This is a genomic window from Dysgonomonas sp. 216 (assembly GCF_010501065.1).
Classification (GTDB): Bacteria; Bacteroidota; Bacteroidia; order Bacteroidales; family Dysgonomonadaceae; genus QVMM01.
Genome location: NZ_QVMM01000009.1, coordinates 50,000 through 71,392, shown reverse-complemented (window position 1 = coordinate 71,392; position 21,393 = coordinate 50,000). Strand labels below are relative to the sequence as shown.

Below are 21,393 nucleotides of genomic sequence, written 5' to 3'. Positions count from 1 at the left end.
GGCATTTTTTTTGTAATTATGGATCATAGAATTTTAACGAAAAACTAAATATTTACAAATTATGCAACAAAAAGGACACATTGGGGTAACAACCGATAATATTTTCCCCATTATTAAGAAATTTTTGTACAGCGATCACGAGATTTTTTTGCGTGAAATCGTTTCAAACGCGGTAGATGCTACACAAAAGCTTAAAACATTATCGTCTATAGGCGAGTTTAATGGCGAATTGGGCAGCCTTACTGTAAAAGTAAGTATTGATAAAGAAAAAGGCACATTAACTATTTCGGACAGAGGTATAGGTATGACAGCCGAAGAAATAGAGAAGTATATCAATCAGATAGCTCTTTCGTCGGCAAACGAATTTCTTGATAAGTATAAAAACGATGCGAATTCTATAATCGGTCATTTCGGTTTAGGGTTTTATTCATCGTTCATGGTTTCTAAAAAAGTCGAAATTGTAACCTTGTCTTATAAAGAGGGTGCACAACCGGTAAAATGGAGCTGCGACGGAACACCCGAATATACAATAGAAAGTGTAGAAAAGACCGACAGAGGAACAGATATCATTCTGTATATCGACGATGAGAATCAAAACTTTCTGGAGAACAACGAAGTTGACAAACTGCTGAAAAAGTATTGTCGGTTCTTAGCCATTCCTATTGCATTTGGCAAAAAAACCGAGTGGAAAGATGAAAAGTCAGTCGAAACAGATGAAGACAATATAATAAACGAAACAAATCCGGCGTGGACTCGTAAACCAACCGAGTTAACCGATGAAGATTACAAGAAGTTTTATCAGGATCTTTATCCTTTTAGCGACGAACCTTTATTCTGGATACATCTGAATGTCGATTACCCGTTTAAACTTACAGGTATTCTTTATTTTCCTAAAATAAAGAGCAATGTGGATATGAACAGGAATAAAATACAACTGTATTCGAATCAGGTATATGTAACAGATTCGGTCGAAGGTATTGTTCCCGAGTTTTTGACTTTAATGCACGGGGTAATAGATTCGCCCGATATTCCTTTGAATGTTTCAAGGTCTTACTTGCAAAGCGACCAAAATGTAAAAAAGATTTCGAATCACATTACGAAAAAAGTTGCGGACAGGCTTGAAGAAATATTTAAAAATGACCGCCCCCAATTCGAAGAAAAATGGGATAGCCTTAAAGTGTTTATCGAATACGGCATGCTTACCGATGAAAAGTTTTACGACAGGGCTCAAAAATTCTGTTTACTGAAGAATGTTGACGGAAAGGCGTTTACGTTTGAAGAATATAAAACGCTTATAGGTTCTAATCAGACTGATAAAGATGGAAATTTAGTATATCTGTACACAAGCAATAAAGACGAACAGTTCTCTTACATCAATAATGCTCTGGACAAGGGGTATGACGTGATATTATTTGATGGACAATTGGATGTACATATGGCCGGTTTGCTAGAGCAAAAATTCGAAAAAAGCCATTTCGTACGCGTCGATAGTGATGTTGTTGATAATCTGATAAAAAAAGGAGACGAGGCTGAAGTTACGCTTACCGACAAACAAAAGGAGGAGCTTAGCGAAACTTTTAAATCGCAATTACCTAAAATTGACAAGGTTGACTTTACAATAGAGTATAAAGCTTTGGGCACCAATGCTAAGCCTATACAAATAACTCAGAACGAGTTTATGAGGCGTATGAAGGAAATGTCGGCTATGCAAACAGGATTTGGCTTGTATGGCGAGATGCCCGATAATATGAATATGGTGTTAAATGTAGAGCATCCATTGATTAAGCAGGTTCTGTCAGAGGTTGAGGGTAAAGATACGGAGGCGATAAATGCTTATGCGTCGGACAACGCAGTTGTTCGTCAATTAATAGATCTAGCATTACTTTCGAATGGAATGCTTAAAGGCGAAGCTTTAAGTAACTTTATAAACAGAAGTATTAAACTTATTTAATTGCTTTACTGTCTCGCCCCCGAAATAAGGTAACAGTGTTTGTTCTAAAATATTATAAGAACCGATGGATTTATATTCATCGGTTTTTTGTTTATGGAGTTACGAGTTTTCATCTTAAAAATCAACATCAACTACTATGTTTAGGCATTGTCTTTAATTATTGTATCGCTGTCAGCTAATATAAAAGGATTACCATTTTTTATATCTTGCTTTTAGCTACCTTTGCCTTTGTAAAAAAAAGGAAGAATTGGACAAACGGATATTACGGTTAGCAATCCCCAATATTATATCGAATATTACTGTACCCTTGCTGGGAATGGTAGATATGTTTATTGTAGGACATCTCAGCTCCGAACTTTTTATAGGAGCTATCGCTGTGGGCACAATGATATTCAACTTTATTTACTGGAACTTCGGTTTTCTGCGTATGGGTACCAGTGGTTTTACGGCACAAGCGTTTGGAGCGCAAGATAAGCAAGAAACAGTAAATATCTTGCTACGTTCATTATTGGTAGCTATAGTAATAGGGTTGCTCATTGTAATTTTGCAATATTTTATTCTGCAATTGGCTTTTATTCTTATTGGAGCAAGCAGTGGCATAAAAGAATATGCATCCTCCTATTTTTATATATACGTTTGGGCAGCCCCTGCGGTTCTGAGCATGTATGCTTTTTCGGGTTGGTTTGTAGGTATGCAGGATTCGAAAACACCTATGTACATATCTATAGCCGTAAACGTTATTAATATATGCGTGAGTATATTATTGGTATTCGTTCTACATCTTGAGCTGAAAGGGGTTGCGTTAGGCTCGCTCATTGCTCAATATTCGGGTTTTATTTTATCATTAATAATATGGAGCAGAAAATACAGGAAACTTAAACCGTTTCTGAATATAAGTTTTATAAAAAGCATCAGGGATTTTGTTCCATTCTTTAAAGTTAATAGCGATATTTTTCTTCGTACTTTAGCCCTAGTTGCAGTCACAACCTTCTTTACTTCAACATCGGCAAAAATGGGCGATACATTATTAGCGGTTAACAGTTTGCTGATGCAATTATTTATACTTTTCTCTTATATGATGGATGGATTTGCATACGCCGCCGAAGCCTTAACCGGACGGTATGTAGGAGCAAAACAACCTTTGCAGCTAAAAATACTTATAAGCCGCCTGTTTCGTTGGGGAATAGGTTTAATGATATTCTTTACAATCGGATATTGGTTATTTGCCGACAATATATTAGGTATACTTACCGATAAACAAAACATCATAAATATTGCGCACGAATACAGGTTTTGGGTATTACTTATCCCATTCGCCGGATTCTCGGCATTTTTATGGGATGGGGTATTTGTAGGTATGACAGCATCGGCACAAATGCGAAACTCCATGTTTGTTGCCACGGCTTCGTTCTTTTTAATATATTACCTGTTCCAAAACAGCCTTGGTAATAATGCGCTATGGTTGGCATTTATCATCTATCTGGCTATGCGCGGAATAATGCAATCTATTATATTCCGATTCATAAAAAAGCGAATAGGTTTGTAACTTTTTCGATAAAAAAAGCGACCCCATAAAACAGAGTCGCTACTTCACTTTGGCAAGTGTATATCTTACTTAGATAATTCACATTCGGCTTCGGCAAGCTCCACTAAATATCTTTCCGACTCCAATGCAGCCTGACATCCTGTACCGGCAGCAGTTATAGCCTGACGATAAACAGAATCGGCAACATCGCCGGCAGCAAACACCCCTCTTATATTTGTTTTGGGCGTTCCGGGCATTGTTTTTATGTAACCTGAATCATCCAAGTCGATCTGACCTTTAAATATGTCTGTATTTGGTTTATGTCCTATTGCCAGAAAAAAGCCATCAATTGCAATATCAAATTTTTCTTCATCCTTTTCACCCATTCTTTTTACAAGATGAGCCCCTTCTACTCCATTATCGCCAAACAGGCCGAGTGTATTTGTCTCGAAAAGCATTTCTATTTTAGGATTGTTCAATACTCTTTTCTGCATAACTTTCGACGCTCTAAGCTGAGGTTTACGAACAATCATATAAACTTTATCGGCCAAACCCGACAGATAAGTAGCCTCCTCGCAAGCAGTATCGCCTCCGCCCACAACAGCCACAACCTTTTTTCGATAGAAAAAACCATCGCACGTAGCACAAGCCGAAACGCCCATACCTGCATATTTTGTCTCGTCGGGCATTCCCAAATATTTAGCTGTAGCGCCGGTTGCAATAATCACAGCATCGGCTTCTATTGTCTTCTCTCCGTCGATCACTATTTTTTTAGGCGTAGCAGTCAAGTCGGCAGATGTAGCTATTCCGGCACGGATATCAGCACCAAAACGCGTAGCTTGTTTTTTCAAGTCTTCCATCATTTCGGTTCCACTTATTCCTTCGGGATATCCGGGAAAATTTTCAATATCCGTAGTGGTTGTCAGCTGTCCACCGGGCTGAATTCCTTCGTATAAAACCGGTGCCAGATTTGCTCTGGATGCGTAAATAGCTGCCGTAAATCCTGCCGGACCCGAACCAATTATTAAGCAACGTACTTTTTCATTCATATTAAATATTATTTTTCTATTAATTTCAATAAAACAAAAATAGGGCATCAAACCCTATTTTCAAAATAAATACATTCTATTTTATCTATATAGATATAATATTTATCTATATATTGGCAGAAAACTGATTTTACCTAAGATCTATAACCTCAACATCAGGGTAATCATTTTGGTTAAAGGTAAATACTTTGTCGTCTATCGACGATTGCTCTTTTGTCGATTTTATAATCAACTGATTATTTACCTTATCTTTTTGATAGATAGATATTGAAGTAAATAAATTAGAAGCCTTATCTATTTTAAGATCGAATTTCTCTACATCAGATCCTTTTTTTTCAGGAATCATTTCTATTAAATATACTTTTTTTCCGTTTTCGGTTTTCTCCCCTTTATTCTTCAACTTAAAGCCCGATTTATATAAATTGAGCAACGCTACAGGGCTTATAGCCGCTAACTCCTCTCCCGTTGGGTTGCTAACATTCACTTCGTCGCCTCCTGTCATATACACCCACTGAGTTTTTCCATCGAACCAAGTTATTCCATCCGGAACTTGTATTTTAAATTTATTCCCTTTTATATGTGCTGTGCCATCGTGACTGTATGTTGTTTTATTTGCAATATCATTTGTATTTATCGTAAACGAAAGGATAAATCCCGGCGATTGCTTGTATGTTGTAGCAACTTTATCTAGTATGTCCTTTGCATTTTGTGCCACAGCTATTTGAGCCGAAATAAATATAAATAAGAATAATAACCTTGCTTTCATTTTTACTTTTATTGTTTAAATAAATAGACTTTTTTTTTACCCGAAAGTTTAATTCTGCTTATCTTAATGCTGTTAATTTTTGTTCCAGGCTGTATTCGTCTGCAATAAGCACATCGCGAGCCTTACTTCCTTGGGTTGGCCCTACAATTCCTGCAGCTTCCAACTGATCCATAAGACGACCTGCACGGTTATACCCTATCGAAAATTTACGTTGAATGAGCGAAGTTGAACCTTGTTGGTGAATAATCAGCAAACGTGCCGCTTCTTCAAACAAAGGATCTTTATCGTTTAAATCCACAGCTCCGGGTTTATCATCTCCACCGCCTTCGCTAACATATTCGGGCAATTCAAAAGCATGGGCGTACCCTTGCTGATTTCCGATAAATTGAGCAAGTCCCTCAACTTCGGGCGTATCGACAAACGCACACTGTATACGAATAAGATCGCTACCTTGCGAAAACAATAAGTCGCCTCGTCCAATCAGCTGATTTGCCCCCGACATATCAAGTATGGTTCGGGAGTCTATCTGCGAAGTTACCCTAAATGCCATACGGGCAGGGAAGTTAGCTTTTATAGTACCTGTAATAATATTTGTTGTAGGACGTTGCGTTGCAATAATCATATGTATGCCTACTGCTCTGGCCTTTTGCGCAATACGGGCAATAGGCATTTCTATTTCCTTTCCTGCGGTCATTATCAAATCACCAAACTCATCTATTATCACAACAATATACGGAAGAAAACGATGCCCTTTCAACGGATTCAGACGACGCTTCTTAAACTTTTCGTTATATTCTTTTATTGTCCTTACACTGGCCGCCATCAACAATTCGTAACGGTCGTCCATCTCTTTTGTCAGGGAGTTTAAGGTTTGAGTAACTTTCGTTACATCTGTAATAATAGCTTTTTCTGCGTCAGGCAACTTTGCCAGATAGTGTTTCTCAATACGCGAATAAATATTGAATTCGACCATCTTAGGGTCTACCAATACCATCTTCATTTCGGCAGGATGTTTCTTATATAACAACGAAGTTATTATAGCATTCAATCCGACAGATTTCCCCTGCCCTGTTGCTCCGGCAACTAAAAGGTGGGGCATTTTGCACAGGTCGAACATAAACACCTCATTGGTAATAGTTTTACCTAACGCAACAGGTAAATCGTAAGCACACTCCTGAAAATTACGGGAAGCTATTATCGACTGCATCGACACTATTTGCGGATCTTTATTAGGCACTTCTATCCCTATGGTACCTTTACCCGGCATTGGTGCAATAATACGTATACCTAATGCCGATAAGCTGAGGGCGATATCATCTTCCAAGTTTCGTATCTTGGAAATACGCACGCCTGCTTGCGGCACAATTTCATATAAAGTTATGGTAGGACCTACAGTTGCTTTTATCGATGTAATTTCTATTCCATAATTACGCAAAGTAGTTATAATCTTTTCCTTATTGGCGCGCTGTTCGTTCATATCGACGCCTTTGCCCGAATAGTCATATATTTTCAGAAGCTCTACAGAAGGAAATGCAAAGCGGGACAAATCAGCCGTGGGGTCATAATCTTCAAGTTCTTCTTCCTCAAAATCCTCTCCCTCTGTATCCTTATCCAAGTCGTCATCATCTTCTTCCGAATTTGGCTGGGCTGTATTATTTTCGTTTTCTTTCCGATAAGGTTGTTCGTCAGTAGGCACAACAATCTCAAAATCGTCATCCATTGTTATATGCTGCTCCTCTTCTTTATCGGCTGTTTCGATATTACCAACAAAAGCAAATTCATTTCCTGATTCCGTATTGTTATTCAAGTCCTTTTGCTTTCTACGGAAAATATCAAAAATAGATTTCTTCGGTTTTTCTTCTTCAACCGCAAGTAAATCATCATCAAAATTATCGATAACCAAAGCACCTTCTTCCTCCTCTTGTAAAACCCTGTTTCTTTTCAGGTTGAAAGGTTTTGCAAACATATCTCTGAAAAAAGTAACAGAAGTGCTTCGTACTACAACTATAAACAAAATAAGTAATAACAGCACTATCATCACAACACCGGGAATCCCTACTGCCGACTCTAAGAATTGTTCGATAACCAAGCCATGACTTCCGCCCCATATTATATAGCTGTCGCTAAACAGGTTAGACAAGATCAGAGAACTTGTTACCGACCCCCATATAAGAACAAATGCCAGAACAAAAAACGATCTGATTAACGATATATACAGTATATTCATTAATCTCATTCCAATAAGCCCAACATAAATCGGAATCAGTAGAGAAAAAATACCAAAATACCCATTTACAAATTGTTCGGAAATATAGGCTCCGCCAACACCGCCCCAGTTACTTATCTCTTTCTTTAGAGGAATCAGTTCAAAAAAAGTTTTATTCACAACTTTACTTTGGTCGGCAGCCCCTGTGAAAAAGAAAGACACCATACCCAACAACATAAAAGCTGCAATAAACAATATTGATACTCCAAGTATAAAATTGCCTCTTTCACTTTTCATGAAATCGAGGAGTATAGAGAATTTTCCTTTTCCGCCTTTTTTCTTCGTTTTTTTCTTTTTTGCCATTCGTATAATAAAGTACAAACAAATATGTTATGTAGAATATAAATCTCACAAAGGTAACTTTTTTTATCGAGTTTCGGGCCAAGACATCAGCCACTAATTTTATTAAAAACACAAAGAACAATTACCTAATAAAAAAGTAGTGCTTTCGTGTCATTTTTTTAATAGAAAATAACAGATTTTCCATGATAAAAGTAATTTTTATCGTTCTCGAAAGAAATGATTGCCTTATATTTGTCTCGTTGAAAATCAATTATACGAATAGTATCTCTGTATTAAAATCAAAAACTTGCAATTTAACTATGAATATATTCAGAACACGAGCAAAACTGACAAAAGTATTTTACTATGCTTTTGCCGGACAATTTCTTTTCTCCGCCGGAATGTTTGCGCAAACAAAGACTGTTGTACTGGAAAACAAGGCTGAAAAAAAGATTGTAGATTATACGGTTGAGATACCTGCAAATCAATTGAAATTGCCAATAAACAATTATGTTGCTGTAAATGAAAGCGAAATCGTTCCCGTAGAAGTTGTATCCGATATAAAAGGTAATGCTTCGGTTATTTTCCCTATTTCTACAATTATGCCCAATTCATCAATTTCTTTAAATATACAAGGTGGGTGCGCACACAAATATCCGAAACGCACATATGCCGAGATTGTGCACAAGATTGGAGGCAAGTTTGAAAGAACAATTACCGAACGCCATAACTGGAATCAATACAAAGGCGATTTTGCATGGGTAAAGCCTAATTATTTGCGTGTCCCCGACGACTTTACCGACCATGCTTATTACATTAAATACGAAGGTCCGGGCTGGGAAAGCGACAAGGCGGCATTCCGTTTTTATCTTGACTGGCGTAACGGAATAGATGTATTCGGAAAAAAAACACCCGAAATAGTACTACCATTCGTTGGTGTTGACGGATACGACAATTATCACAATATGGGCATTTGGGGTATGGATAATATGAAAGTGGGCGATGGTTTGGGCATCGGCTCGATTGCCGTTTGGGATGGAGAAAAAGCTGTGCGTGTAAACAATGCCGATAGCATTGTATCGTACATTAAAGCCGATGGCAAAATCCGTTCGCAGGTAATGACAACATATTACGGATGGAACGCAAACGGAACAAAATGCACACTGGAGTCTCTTATATCAATTGATGCAGGAAGCCGCGCTTCACATATGGAGTTACTGACAGATAAAAACCTTGAAAATCTGGCTACAGGCATAATAAAAAGCAAAGAGACTGAGATATTGAAATCGGATAATAGCAACGAATGGTCTTACATAGCAACATTCGGAAAACAAAGTTTGAATAAAGATATGCAAGGGCTTGTCATCTTCTTCAGAACAAAGCAATTGAAAGAGATTACCGAAGATAAGCTAAATCATGTGGTGGTGCTAAAACCCGATAACGGATATGTAGATTATTACTTTATGCCTACATGGGAACTCGATTGGGAGCCTGTCAGGACAAAAGAAGACCTTCAAAAATGTATTGATGAGGTAATGAATCGCCTAAACAAAAAAATAACAGTCAAAATAAAAGAATAACCATAAAATAAAGTAACCATGAAGAAATTCTTAGACGAAAATTTCGTTCTCGAAACCGAAACAGCCCAAATGCTGTATCATGAATATGCAAAATCGTTGCCTATTATCGATTATCATTGCCATTTAATACCCGAATATATAGCCAACGATCATAAGTTCGACAACCTTGGACAAATATGGCTCGAAGGCGATCATTACAAATGGCGTGCGATGCGTACTAATGGTGTTGACGAGCGTTATTGCACAGGAAAAGATACTACCGATTGGGAAAAATTCGAAAAATGGGCTGAAACCGTACCTTATACAATGCGAAATCCGTTATATCACTGGACTCACCTCGAACTTAAAACGGCATTTGGAGTTGAAACTTTACTAAATCCTGATACTGCCAAAGAAATATTCGATATATGTACAGCAAAGCTTCGCACCCCCGAGTATTCGGCTCGCGGACTTATGAAGAAGTACAACGTTGAAGCCGTTTGTACAACTGACGATCCTGTTGATACCCTTGAGCATCATATTTCGTTGAAAAACGAAGGCTTCTCTGTTAAAGTACTCCCAACATGGCGCCCCGACAAGGCAATGGCTGTTGAAGTTCCTACCGATTACCGTGCTTATGTGGAGAAACTTTCTGAGGTTTCGGGCATTACAATCAATAAATTCAGTGATCTTATAGCAGCATTACGTAACCGTCACGATTTTTTTGCAAGCGTAGGCTGTAAACTTTCCGATCATGGAATAGAAGAGTTTTATGCCGAAGATTTTACTCAAGCCGAAATAGAGAACATCTTCAATAAAGTATATGGCGGAACACAGCTTACAAAAGAAGAAATAATCAAGTTTAAATCTGCAATGTTGTTCGAAGGAGCAATCATGGATTGGGAAAAAGGCTGGACACAGCAATTCCATTATGGTGCTATCCGCAACAACAATACCCGTTTGTTTAATCAATTAGGCCCCGACACAGGCTTCGACTCTATCGGCGATTTTTCGGTAGCTAAAGCTATGTCGAAATTCTTTAACCGATTAGATACAGATAATAAATTGGCGAAAACAATCATTTACAATCTTAACCCAAGAGATAACGATTTGATTGCGACCATGATTGGTAATTTTCAAGATGGTTCGGTTGCCGGAAAAATCCAATTCGGATCGGGCTGGTGGTTCCTTGACCAAAAAACAGGAATGGAAGCGCAAATGAACTCGTTATCCAATCTCGGACTTTTGAGCCGGTTTGTAGGAATGTTAACCGATTCACGCAGTTTCTTGTCCTATCCCCGTCACGAGTATTTCCGCCGTATTCTATGTAACCTGATAGGTAACGATGTAGAAAAAGGTTTATTACCATCATCCGAGTTACCATTCTTAGGCAAAATGGTTGGAGATATATCTTATTACAACGCAAAAAACTTCTTTAAATTTTGAATTAACCCCTATATCTAACTAATAAAAAGCGTATTAAATGAAAGAATTAAATAAAAGCACAGTAGAAAAGAAGGATATTCCTGTAAAAATCCTCCAATTCGGAGAGGGTAACTTCCTTCGCGCGTTTGTTGACTGGATGATCGACAAAGCAAACAATGCAGGTGTTATGAATCACGGTGTTGTTGCCGTTCAGCCTATCGCGCAAGGGATGGCGGATATGCTTCGCAAACAGGATTGCATGTACCATGTATATCTGGAAGGTATAAAAGACAAACAACCCGTTAAAGAAATAGCGTTGGTAAAAAGCATCATGGATGCGTTGAATCCTTACGACGAATATGCAAAATACGAAGAACTGTTCCTGAGCGATGCGTTGGAAATGATTATTTCTAACACAACGGAAGCGGGTATCCGCTACGAAGAAGGCGACGATTTGAATGCACAGCCTCCTAAATCGTTCCCTGCTAAAATGACAGCCTTGTTGCACAAACGTTTCAAAAAATTCAACGGCGACCCGAATAAAGGTTTGTTGGTTATTTGCTGCGAATTGATCGAGGATAACGGTTCTACATTGCGTGAATATGTGCTGAAACATGCCGAAGCAAACAACTTGGGTGCCGACTTCATCAACTGGGTAAAAAATTCGGTACATTTCTACGATACATTGGTTGACCGTATCGTGCCGGGATTCCCACGCGAAAACATCGATGAAATCAAACAAGAAATCGGTTTCGACGACAATTTGGTAGTGAAAGGCGAGTACTTCCATGTATGGGCAATCGGTGGCGATCCCATCATCAAACAAAAATTCCCGTTGGATAAAGCAGGCTTGAACGTATTGTTTATGGACGATATCAAGGATTTCCGTGCCAAAAAAGTACGTATCCTTAACGGTGCACACACAGCTATGGTTCCTGTAGCGTTGCAATTGGGCTGCCAAACAGTAATGGACGCTTTCAATACGCCTGAAGTTGAGAGGTATATCAACGAAATGGTGTACAAGGAAGTATTGGCGGTTATCGACGAAGATCCTGCCGAACTGAAAGTGTTTGCAGATAAAATTCTGGAGCGTTTCTACAATCCTTATCTGAAACACTATCTGAAAGATATTTCGTTGAATTCGATCTCTAAATGGGAAACTCGCGATTATCCTACTGTTTTCGATAACTATAAGAAATTGAACAAAGATGCTAAACTGACAATCTTCTCGTTTGCTGCTTTACTGGTATTATATACCGGAAAATCGGCTGCTCCTGATTTCACGCCGAACGATACGCCTGAATTCCTCGAATTCATTCAGTCTACATTCAAGGCTGACGACATCAAAGGTTGGGTTGCCGGTGTTGTAAACAACAAGCAAATGTGGAAAGAAAACTTTGCGGAAGTTCCTTTCTTCGTCGACGAAGTGGCAAAAGGCGTGGAAGCTATCCTTGCGAAAGGAATGCCGGCTGCTTTGAAGGAAATCATCTAAAATAATCAACAAAAAACAAATATGGCAACAGGTTGTTTATACTGCGACAGGAACGAGACACAAAAAGATTTGATGATAGAGATATGCGATTTGAGCGTATCCACGGTTTTCCTGTTCAAGGAGCAAACATACTACGGCAGATGCATTGTCGCTTACAAAGACCACAATGTGGAACTGTATGAGCTGAACGACGAAGATCTGCTGGCGTATATGAAAGATACGAACAAGGTTGCGGCAGCAATGAAAAAGCTGTTCAATCCCGAAAAGATCAATTATGGAGCTTATTCGGATAAGCTGAAACACCTGCATATGCACCTCGTGCCGAAATACGTCGATGGCACGGATTTTGGAGGTGTATTTGTGATGAATCCGCAGCAGAAATATCTGTCGGACACCGAATACAGCGAAATGGTTGACAAAATTAAAAAGGAGTTAGGAAAATGAGTAAGTTTTTGATAATTAGCCCTTCCGACAACGTAGCGGTAGCAATCGACAGCCTGAGCGAAGGTGATATTGTTAACGTGAACGGAACGGAGGTGACGATAAAAAACCCGATCGAAACGGGGCATAAATTTGCCATCCGTCCGATTAAGAAGGATGAAAACGTAATAAAATACGGCTACCCGATAGGGCATGCGTTGTTGGACATCGGGGTGGGGGAGCACGTGCATACGCATAATGTAAAAACCAACCTGCACGACAATCTGGAATATAAATACGTGCCTGTTTATCCGAAACTGGATATACCGAAAAGCGATTTGAAAATCAACGGTTATCTGCGTTATGACGGACAAATGGGGATCCGCAACGAACTGTGGATTGTTCCGACCGTAGGTTGTGTTAACGGGCAGGCGCAAATGGTTATCGACCGTGTGAAAAAAGAACTCGATACGAGCCATATCGACGATATCCGTGTGTATACGCACAATTATGGTTGTTCGCAATTAGGCGATGACCACGAAACCACTAAAAAAGCATTAGCTGCATTGGCAAAACATCCGAATGCGGGAGGTGTGCTTGTATTCAGTCTGGGTTGCGAAAACAACCAGCAATCTGAGTTTAAGAAGGCGATGGGTACGTGGGACGAAAACCGTGTTCGCTTTGTCATTGCTCAGGAGGTGGAAGACGAAATCGAAACAGGATTCCAACTGATGAAGGAACTTGTTGAGAATATGAAGAAAGACAAGCGCGAAGAACTTCCGTTGTCGTTGTTGAAAGTAGGTTTGAAATGCGGTGGCAGTGATGGTTTCTCCGGAATTACAGCTAATCCGCTTGTCGGACAATTCTCCGACTGGTTGATAGCTCAGGGCGGTACGACTATACTGACCGAAGTGCCTGAAATGTTCGGAGCGGAAACTATCCTGATGAACCGTGCGAAAAACGGATCGGTATTCAACGACACTGTTTCGCTGATTAACAACTTCAAAAATTACTTCCGCAAATTCGATCAGGAGATATATGAAAATCCGTCTCCGGGTAACAAAAAAGGTGGTATCACAACACTTGAGGATAAATCGTTGGGATGTACGCAAAAAGGCGGTAATTCCGAAGTAGTTGACGTGTTGGATTATGCTCAACCTGTTACAGTTCACGGGCTGAACTTGTTGAATGCTCCGGGAAACGACCTTGTGGCGGCATCGGCGCTGGCTCTTTCGGGTTGTCAGTTGGTATTGTTTACCACAGGACGCGGAACTCCATTTGGTAGCTTTGTTCCTACGATGAAGATTTCGACAAACTCGAACCTGTTCAAATTCAAAAACAATTGGATTGACTTCAATGCAGGAAGCCTTCTTGAAGGTCAGAGCATGGAGAAAGTGTTGAAGGACTTTGTCAACTTCATTGTTGAAACATGTGACGGAAAACTGTTGAAACACGAAGAAACAGGATTTAAGGAAATCGCGATATTCAAAACAGGAGTTACATTGTAAAACTGTTTTATGATAATATTGAAAGCGGCTATCCGAATGAGTTAGCCGCTTTTTTGTTTTTAGTTTCACTTATATTACTTAATCGGTATCTTCCAATGTAAAAATGCTTTCAACGGGTTTTTCAAATACCCTTGCGATTTTTAATGACAATACGGTTGACGGTACATACTTTTCCGATTCTATTGCATTTATTGTCTGGCGGCTAACCCCAATCCGTTCTGCCAATTGTTGTTGGGTTATCCTGAGTATTGCTCGTTCAACTCTAATATTATTCTTCATAATCATTGGATTTTTTGAAATTTCGCAATGCTATGTTGTATTTTATAATAAATAAAATGAGCAGTGCATAAAGATTCAAAAACAATACAAATATAAAACCATCTCCATAAACAAACAGGAATGTAACAATTAATAATACTGAATTTACAATAACCGACCAAATAAGGGAATCCCCTCTTAACTTGGCAATATATTCATCCTCTATTTTTTCTTTAGAGAATGCGATGAAAAGTAGCCCTATAACAAGTAAAATCATACATACCGAAAGAATCAGCTTTCCCGCTATAAGGTTAAGTACACGCCCTGAGGAATTATTAAACATGCCGTCAAAGAAATTCCATGTCGTTGATGCTTCGCTGTAATCAAAATATCCCAATAAATAGAAAATAAGAATTGCTGCCAGAGGCAATGATATAATCCAACCGATTTTCCTGAAACAGGCAGGCAATAAGAAATTGTTCGTTTTCATATATTTAAATTATTAGTATTACATCACAAATGTAAATTATATTTTTCAAATAGTCAAGTTTATTTTACAAAAAGATTTATATTCTTTACTTTTTTGAAATTTATAATGTCTGAAATATTTAAAACAAGAGGTAATACAATTTTTAGTCCTTTGATGTAGGGCTAAAATACTCAAGCTTTGTAATTACTCAAGCTTCTACACTATTCTTTATTATAGTTTGTTAACTCTAACAAAGGTGTATTCGTAATCAGGCTCGTTTGTTTTTAGTAATCTTTTCCATTTTATCTTAATCTTTTCACAATTTTATTTCGTTATTTTACAAAGGCAAAAACATCTCGATTTTATCAGTAAATAAATCGTTTAAATGTGGTATTTTACATACCACATTTATAGTATGGAATTCTATGCCGGATGAACAAAAAAAATATAACGCACGTTTATATCTAAACTTTATTTTGTTAAAATAACAACCATGGATGTAGCTCAGTTGTACGAAATTTATAAAAAACACCCTATTGTAACTACCGATACACGTAGTAACACAAACGATTCTATTTTTTTTGCTCTGAAAGGGGCGAATTTCAATGGTAATAAATATGCAGCAAAAGCAATAGAACTAGGCTGCAAATATGCAATTGTTGATGAAGCCGAATATGCCGACGAGCCAAACAATATATTATTAGTTGACGATGTTTTAAAAACGCTACAGGATTTAGCTAATTATCACAGGCGAAAATTGAAGACACCTATTATAGGCATAACCGGCACAAATGGCAAAACAACAACCAAGGAGCTGCTTGCATCGGTATTGAAAAAAGAATATAATGTACTTTATACACAAGGAAACCTAAACAACCACATAGGGGTTCCTTTAACACTGTTGCAATTAAAGAAAGAGCACGAAATAGCAGTTATAGAAATGGGAGCCAGTCATCTTGGCGAAATCATGTTTTTGTGTAACATAGCCGAGCCCGATTATGGTTTAATAACCAACATAGGAAAGGCTCACCTCGAAGGATTCGGGTCATTCGAAAATATTCAAAAAACCAAAGGGGAACTGTACGAATTTATACGCAGCCGAAAAGACGGTAAAATATTCATAGACAATAATAACGAATTTCTGAATCATATAGCGGAAGGCATAACCACCATTTCGTACGGAACTGACGAAAATCTTTTTGTATCGGGGCGTACTGTTGCCAACGATCCATACTTAACTTTCGAGTGGCGATTTTCTAAAAATCCACATATAGTAAAAACGCATTTGATAGGAGGTTACAACTTATCTAATGCATTAGCTGCTGTTACCATAGGTAAGTATTTTGGTGTAAAATCGGAATTAGTATGCAAAGCCATTGAAGAGTATGAACCTACGAATAACCGTTCGCAACTTACCAAAACGGATAAAAACTATTTAATAATAGATGCATACAATGCAAACCCCACAAGCATGATAGCTTCGTTAAGCAACTTTGCCGAAATGAATGTAAATAATAAAGTCCTCATTTTAGGAGACATGCGCGAATTAGGGAGCGAAAGTATAGAAGAACACCAAAGAATTGCAGACTTTATTGTAACAAAAAACTTTAATAAAGCATTTCTTATCGGCGAAAATTTTAATAAAGTAAAAATTTCGGAAAACAGTAATGTCTCTGTTTATAAAACATTGGACGATTTTAAAGACTATTTGAAAAAAAACGTATTGGAGAACAGCTACATACTGATTAAAGGTTCAAGAGGGTTAGAACTGGAAAAAAGCGTAGATCTTCTATAAATGAATCTTATAAATTAATATTCTTGAATAGTTGCCTGCATTCACGAGCGTCGATCAAACGCTTGACCAATGATTCGCGTGCTATATTATCGGTATCGAACTGATCGTCAGGAAAGAAAACAGTAAATAGTTTTTTTAGATCGTCATTACTGAAATAATCGAGGTATTGGTTAAACCTGTTTTGGTCGCCAATTTCGAAATATAATAGGGCCAAACGCACTTTTGTTACCGGCTGAACATCTACAGTCAGCAGTTCCTCCAAATACTCAATGGCTTTTTCATATTCTCCTTTTTGTATACTGATAATTGACAGACGATCGAGTATTGTACTATTTTCGATACTGGTACGATATGCCTTCAAAAAATACATTTCGGATTTTTCATATTCGCCTTGCTGAAAATACAGTTCTCCGGCTATGGCGTTCATATCTTCCGAGTCGGGTTCTGATTCCAGCCCTTTCTCTATCAGTTCAGCCGAAGTGCGCAAATCGCCTCCCTGCATAAATGCAAAAGCCTTTTTGGCAAGTATTTCGATCGATTCGCCTTCAATTTCCTGATACTTATCAAGGCTCTGCAACATTTTATCATATTGCTCAACAACCATATAACATTCCGACAACGAATAATATAGCGAAGCATCGTCCGGAAACAATTCTATACACGCCTTAAACAATTCTATCGCCTCATCTATATTTTCGTTCAAAAACAAGCTGTGCGCTTTCAGTTTCAGTGTATTTATATCGCTGTCATTGATAGTCAGCGCAAAATCGAAAGCATCTATAGCGTTCTCGTATGCTTCTTTTATTGTATATAGTTTTCCTATGTTAATCCATGTTTCGTAGCTGTAAGGATCAACATCCAGTATTTTATTATTTATTCTGATAGCCGAATCAAAGTCGTCTTGCATTTCATAAACATAAGCAAGCTCGGTTAATGCCTCTATATTATCCGGCTTATACTTTATACTTTTTTCGAAAAGGAAAACAGCATCATCAAAATAATCAGCCTCGGTATATAAAAAACCTAATTCGGCATAAGCATCGCCCCTATCTGTTTCTTCAGTCTCTAATATATCACGGGTTAACCTTTGTGCATCGTCATATAAGCCTAGTTGTAAAAAGCTTTCGACCTTAAGCAGGTATAGCTCAAGGCTATATCCATTAAAGTTTGTTTGAAGATATTCAAGCGCCTGTTCATACTTTCTTTCGTAAAGCATAAACTTAGCCTTTTTCAGACGCAGAATCTCACTCGTAGGATGAATATTTAATCCTATCTCTATAATTTTTTTAGCCGTCTGACCCTCATCAAGCATATCATAATAATCAGACAGTTCTTCAAATTCTTCGGCATCAAAATAGATACTTCTGCCCGATTCAAGCATCTGCTTATATTTTTTCAGTAAATCAGAAATATCTTTTTCTCTCATAAAAGACAAAAAACAATATGTTTATTTATTCTTTATTTTACTCCACGAATCCTTCAATGGGACTGTACGATTAAACACCAAATTATCTTTAGTAGAATCGGGGTCGACATTGAAATAGCCTAAACGTTGAAACTGAAAATTATCGAAAGGTTTCGCTGTTTTCAAAAAAGGTTCTATCTTACATCCTTTCAGCACTTTCAACGAATCGGGGTTCATCATTTCCCTGAAATCACGATCTTTATCTTCCGACGTATCTTCAACCATAAACAACCTATCGTATACACGCACTTCGGCGTCAATAGCATCAGCACACGACACCCAATGTATTGTACCTTTCACTTTGCGTCCGCTATTTTCCATGCCACTACGGGTGGTAGGATCGTATTCGGCATACACTTCCACTACTTTACCTTCTTGGTCGCGCTTACATCCTGTACATTTTATTATGTAAGCATGTTTTAAGCGTACTTCTTGTCCGGGGGTCAAACGAAAATATTTTTTAGGAGCATCTTCCATAAAATCATCCTGCTCGATATATAATTCACGGGAGAACTGCACCATATGATTTCCGGCAGATACATCTTCCGGATTATTCTGAGCTTCGAGTTCCTCCGTTTTACCTTCGGGATAATTAGTTATAACAAGCTTTACAGGATCGAGCACCGCCGAAACACGGGTAGCCCGGGTATTTAAATCTTCTCTGACAGAGTGCTCTAACAAAGCAACATCTACTATACCGTCAAATTTAGTATACCCTATTTTATCTATAAAATTTCTTACCGATTCGGGCGTATATCCTCTGCGTCGCAATCCCGATACGGTTGGCATACGAGGGTCGTCCCAACCTCTGACAAGCCCTTCTTTTACCAATTGCAGAAGCTTGCGTTTACTCATAACCGTATAATTCAGATTCAAACGGTTAAATTCGTATTGATGTGGACGATAATCCCCGGTTTTCAGTTGATCTATAAACCAATCGTACAACGGACGATGCACAACAAACTCTAAAGTACAGAGAGAGTGTGTTACTCCTTCGAAATAGTCGCACTGTCCATGCGCAAAATCGTACATAGGGTAAACATTCCATGTATTACCTGTGCGGTGATGCGGATGTTTTATAATACGGTATATAATAGGGTCGCGAAAATGCATATTAGACGAAGCCATATCTATTTTAGCACGTAACACCATACTGCCTTCTTCGAAAACGCCTTCGTTCATTTTTCTGAAAAGATCAAGATTTTCAGCAACAGGCCTGTCTCTGTAAGGGCTATTTATTCCGGCCTGAGTAGGAGTTCCTTTTTGTTGGGCTATAACCTCGGCCGACTGTTCGTCAACATAAGCTTTTCCTTCCTCTATCAACCGGATAGCAAAATCCCAAAGCTGAGGAAAATAGTCTGATGCATAAAATACATTTTTCCAGTCGAAACCCAACCATTGAATATCTTCCATTATAGAATCGACATATTCTACATCCTCTTTTACCGGATTGGTATCATCAAATCTTAAGTTACAGATACCTCCATATTTTTTTGCCAACCCAAAATCCATGCAAATAGCCTTAGCATGCCCAATGTGTAAGTACCCATTGGGTTCGGGTGGAAAACGCGTCTGTATTTTGTCAACAACACCTTCTTTTAAATCTTCTTCAACTATAACCTCAATAAAATTCAGGCTCTTTTTCTTTTCTTCTGCATTGTTGTTTACTATCTCTTCCATAAATTCCAGTAGAATATATTAATTAACCTTCAGGATTTAATAAATAGTTATTGTAAATATTATAAAATTCTTCTCCTTGACCAGCCTTTTCGTATTTTTCGATAATTCTCCGAAACTCTAAATATGCCCTCTCTGCCGATTCCAGATTTTTCTCCTCCGTATATTGCAGCGAGGCATTAGTTAACTCAACTGCTTTTATTGCATCACTCTCTATTTTGTCGCCCAAGCAAGATACGAAGATAAAAAGAACTGCTGTTAAAACAAAGAATATCTTAATCCTGACCATTTCTTAAATTTAAAGCAAAGGTAAAAAAACAAATTCATACTATACTTGCAATAATACAATATAGTGAAATTTTGACAAATCAATGCAAGTTTTTATTATCATCTTTAACTATCTTTGTGCTTTAACTATGGTAGGATAACCAGATAAAAGAATAAATGTATGAAAGGTAAAATTTTAGTAACGGGCGGCACCGGATATATCGGTTCGCATACAGCTGTTGAACTACAGAACGCAGGGTATGAAGTTGTAATAATTGATGACTTGTCGAACTCGACTGCCGATTCGATTGACGGTATTGAAAAAATCACAGGAATTCGTCCCGTTTTCGAACAACTTGACTGTAACGATCTGGAAGGATTAAAAAAATTGTTTGAAAAACACAAAGGAATACAAGGTATTATCCACTTTGCAGCAAGCAAAGCTGTAGGTGAGTCGGTTGAAAAACCTCTACTATATTACCGCAACAACATAGTTTCGCTAATAAACCTGTTGGAACTAATGCCAAAATACGACGTAAAAGGCATTGTTTTCTCTTCGTCATGCACTGTATATGGCGAACCCGATGTGAATCCAATTGACGAAACAGCTCCTATTAAACCTGCTGCTTCTCCGTACGGAAACACAAAACAAATAAACGAAGAAATCATTCAGGATTATATCCGTTCGGGGGCTACCATCAAAAGCATAATTCTACGTTATTTTAATCCTATAGGGGCACACCCCAGCACCGAAATCGGAGAATTGCCAAATGGTGTACCTCAAAACCTTGTTCCATATATTACTCAAACAGCCATAGGTGTACGTAAAGAATTGAGTGTATTTGGAGACGATTACAATACGCCTGACGGTTCGTGCATACGCGATTTTATTAATGTTGTAGACTTGGCTAAAGCTCACGTAATTGCTATCGACAGAATGTTAGGCAATAAAAGCGAAGATAAAGTAGAACTATTTAACCTTGGCACAGGAAACGGAGTTTCGGTTCTTGAACTGATAAGGGTGTTCGAAAAAGTTGCTGACGTAAAACTAAACTACAAGATTGTTGGACGTCGTGAAGGCGACATCGAAAAAATATGGGCTGAACCAACCAAAGCAAACAAAGTGCTGGGATGGACAGCTAAAGAAAATATTGAAGATACAATGCTTTCGGCCTGGAAATGGCAGTTAAAGCTAAGAGAAAAAGGCATTATGTAGATT

General features: G+C 38.1%; 17 protein-coding genes. 9 read left to right on the top strand and 8 right to left on the bottom strand.

Annotated features, from left to right (window positions below; all coding sequences use genetic code 11):
- The first annotated feature begins 61 nt into the window (after positions 1–61).
- Together htpG and D0T53_RS07055 are read left to right on the top strand one after the other, a co-directional pair.
- Positions 62–1,951: a molecular chaperone HtpG gene (gene htpG / locus D0T53_RS07060; protein ID WP_163265764.1), complete on the top strand. Its 1,890-nt coding sequence runs from the start codon at positions 62–64 to the stop codon at positions 1,949–1,951.
- 247 nt (positions 1,952–2,198) lie between these two features.
- Entirely contained in the window at positions 2,199–3,497 is a 1,299-nt protein-coding gene (locus tag D0T53_RS07055) for an MATE family efflux transporter (protein ID WP_163265762.1), read from the top strand.
- 65 nt (positions 3,498–3,562) lie between these two features.
- On the opposite strand, the gene trxB is transcribed toward D0T53_RS07055, so the two are convergent.
- From trxB to D0T53_RS07040, 3 genes are all read right to left on the bottom strand, one after another.
- On the bottom strand, positions 3,563–4,525 hold the full coding sequence (gene trxB / locus D0T53_RS07050; protein ID WP_163265760.1) for a thioredoxin-disulfide reductase: 963 nt from the start codon (positions 4,523–4,525) through the stop codon (positions 3,563–3,565).
- A gap of 130 nt (positions 4,526–4,655) precedes the next feature.
- Positions 4,656–5,291, bottom strand: coding sequence for a LolA-like putative outer membrane lipoprotein chaperone (locus D0T53_RS07045; RefSeq protein WP_163265758.1), 636 nt, complete (start codon positions 5,289–5,291; stop codon positions 4,656–4,658).
- 58 nt (positions 5,292–5,349) lie between these two features.
- Positions 5,350–7,860, bottom strand: coding sequence for a DNA translocase FtsK (locus D0T53_RS07040; protein WP_163265757.1), 2,511 nt, complete (start codon positions 7,858–7,860; stop codon positions 5,350–5,352).
- Between the two features lie 299 nt (positions 7,861–8,159).
- On the opposite strand from D0T53_RS07040, the gene D0T53_RS07035 reads away from it, so the two are divergent.
- Genes D0T53_RS07035 through D0T53_RS07015 form a run of 5 tightly spaced genes read left to right on the top strand, consistent with a single transcriptional unit; the run spans position 8,160 to position 14,243 of the window.
- A complete protein-coding gene (locus tag D0T53_RS07035) occupies positions 8,160–9,419 on the top strand; it encodes a DUF4861 family protein (RefSeq protein ID WP_163265755.1) in 1,260 nt (419 codons plus the stop codon).
- A gap of 18 nt (positions 9,420–9,437) precedes the next feature.
- Complete coding sequence (gene uxaC / locus D0T53_RS07030) at positions 9,438–10,844, top strand: glucuronate isomerase (protein WP_163265753.1); 1,407 nt, start codon at positions 9,438–9,440, stop codon at positions 10,842–10,844.
- A 37-nt stretch (positions 10,845–10,881) separates the two neighbouring features.
- Entirely contained in the window at positions 10,882–12,315 is a 1,434-nt protein-coding gene (locus tag D0T53_RS07025; protein WP_163265751.1) for a tagaturonate reductase, read from the top strand.
- Positions 12,316–12,336: 21 nt separating this feature from the next.
- Positions 12,337–12,759: an HIT family protein gene (locus D0T53_RS07020; RefSeq protein WP_163265749.1), complete on the top strand. Its 423-nt coding sequence runs from the start codon at positions 12,337–12,339 to the stop codon at positions 12,757–12,759.
- On the top strand, positions 12,756–14,243 hold the full coding sequence (locus tag D0T53_RS07015) for a UxaA family hydrolase (protein ID WP_163265747.1): 1,488 nt from the start codon (positions 12,756–12,758) through the stop codon (positions 14,241–14,243). The genes D0T53_RS07020 and D0T53_RS07015 overlap by 4 nt, the downstream gene beginning before the upstream one ends.
- Positions 14,244–14,321: 78 nt before the next feature.
- Here the strand turns inward: D0T53_RS07015 and D0T53_RS07010 are convergent, their stop codons facing one another.
- Together D0T53_RS07010 and D0T53_RS07005 are read right to left on the bottom strand one after the other, a co-directional pair.
- Positions 14,322–14,522: a helix-turn-helix transcriptional regulator gene (locus D0T53_RS07010; RefSeq protein WP_163265745.1), complete on the bottom strand. Its 201-nt coding sequence runs from the start codon at positions 14,520–14,522 to the stop codon at positions 14,322–14,324.
- Entirely contained in the window at positions 14,512–14,991 is a 480-nt protein-coding gene (locus D0T53_RS07005) for a hypothetical protein (protein ID WP_163265744.1), read from the bottom strand. The genes D0T53_RS07010 and D0T53_RS07005 overlap by 11 nt, the downstream gene beginning before the upstream one ends.
- A gap of 472 nt (positions 14,992–15,463) precedes the next feature.
- On the opposite strand from D0T53_RS07005, the gene murF reads away from it, so the two are divergent.
- Positions 15,464–16,765: a UDP-N-acetylmuramoyl-tripeptide--D-alanyl-D-alanine ligase gene (murF, locus tag D0T53_RS07000; protein WP_163265742.1), complete on the top strand. Its 1,302-nt coding sequence runs from the start codon at positions 15,464–15,466 to the stop codon at positions 16,763–16,765.
- 7 nt (positions 16,766–16,772) lie between these two features.
- On the opposite strand, the gene D0T53_RS06995 is transcribed toward murF, so the two are convergent.
- The 3 genes from D0T53_RS06995 to D0T53_RS06985 are packed head-to-tail and all read right to left on the bottom strand — an operon-like array spanning position 16,773 to position 20,196.
- The gene (locus D0T53_RS06995) at positions 16,773–18,191 is read right to left on the bottom strand and encodes a tetratricopeptide repeat protein (protein WP_163265740.1); all 1,419 of its coding nucleotides are present in this window, start codon (positions 18,189–18,191) and stop codon (positions 16,773–16,775) included.
- A gap of 21 nt (positions 18,192–18,212) precedes the next feature.
- Positions 18,213–19,910 (bottom strand): glutamine--tRNA ligase/YqeY domain fusion protein, encoded by a 1,698-nt coding sequence (locus D0T53_RS06990; RefSeq protein ID WP_163265738.1) that lies wholly within the window; start codon positions 19,908–19,910, stop codon positions 18,213–18,215.
- Between the two features lie 22 nt (positions 19,911–19,932).
- Complete coding sequence (locus tag D0T53_RS06985) at positions 19,933–20,196, bottom strand: hypothetical protein (protein ID WP_163265736.1); 264 nt, start codon at positions 20,194–20,196, stop codon at positions 19,933–19,935.
- A gap of 159 nt (positions 20,197–20,355) precedes the next feature.
- Between D0T53_RS06985 and galE the strand changes: the two genes are divergently transcribed.
- Positions 20,356–21,390, top strand: a complete 1,035-nt coding sequence (galE, locus tag D0T53_RS06980; protein WP_163265734.1) for a UDP-glucose 4-epimerase GalE — start codon at positions 20,356–20,358, stop codon at positions 21,388–21,390.
- The last annotated feature ends 3 nt before the right edge of the window (positions 21,391–21,393 follow it).

Coding starts and splice junctions, on each gene's coding strand:
- murF (WP_163265742.1), top strand. CDS start 15,464: ATGGATGTAGCTCAGTTGTACGAAATTTATAAAAAACACCCTATTGTA.
- D0T53_RS06995 (WP_163265740.1), bottom strand. CDS start 18,191: ATGAGAGAAAAAGATATTTCTGATTTACTGAAAAAATATAAGCAGATG.
- D0T53_RS06990 (WP_163265738.1), bottom strand. CDS start 19,910: ATGGAAGAGATAGTAAACAACAATGCAGAAGAAAAGAAAAAGAGCCTG.
- D0T53_RS07040 (WP_163265757.1), bottom strand. CDS start 7,860: ATGGCAAAAAAGAAAAAAACGAAGAAAAAAGGCGGAAAAGGAAAATTC.
- D0T53_RS07020 (WP_163265749.1), top strand. CDS start 12,337: ATGGCAACAGGTTGTTTATACTGCGACAGGAACGAGACACAAAAAGAT.
- D0T53_RS07035 (WP_163265755.1), top strand. CDS start 8,160: ATGAATATATTCAGAACACGAGCAAAACTGACAAAAGTATTTTACTAT.
- D0T53_RS07045 (WP_163265758.1), bottom strand. CDS start 5,291: ATGAAAGCAAGGTTATTATTCTTATTTATATTTATTTCGGCTCAAATA.
- D0T53_RS07005 (WP_163265744.1), bottom strand. CDS start 14,991: ATGAAAACGAACAATTTCTTATTGCCTGCCTGTTTCAGGAAAATCGGT.
- D0T53_RS07025 (WP_163265751.1), top strand. CDS start 10,882: ATGAAAGAATTAAATAAAAGCACAGTAGAAAAGAAGGATATTCCTGTA.
- trxB (WP_163265760.1), bottom strand. CDS start 4,525: ATGAATGAAAAAGTACGTTGCTTAATAATTGGTTCGGGTCCGGCAGGA.
- D0T53_RS07015 (WP_163265747.1), top strand. CDS start 12,756: ATGAGTAAGTTTTTGATAATTAGCCCTTCCGACAACGTAGCGGTAGCA.
- D0T53_RS07010 (WP_163265745.1), bottom strand. CDS start 14,522: ATGAAGAATAATATTAGAGTTGAACGAGCAATACTCAGGATAACCCAA.
- uxaC (WP_163265753.1), top strand. CDS start 9,438: ATGAAGAAATTCTTAGACGAAAATTTCGTTCTCGAAACCGAAACAGCC.
- galE (WP_163265734.1), top strand. CDS start 20,356: ATGAAAGGTAAAATTTTAGTAACGGGCGGCACCGGATATATCGGTTCG.
- D0T53_RS06985 (WP_163265736.1), bottom strand. CDS start 20,196: ATGGTCAGGATTAAGATATTCTTTGTTTTAACAGCAGTTCTTTTTATC.
- htpG (WP_163265764.1), top strand. CDS start 62: ATGCAACAAAAAGGACACATTGGGGTAACAACCGATAATATTTTCCCC.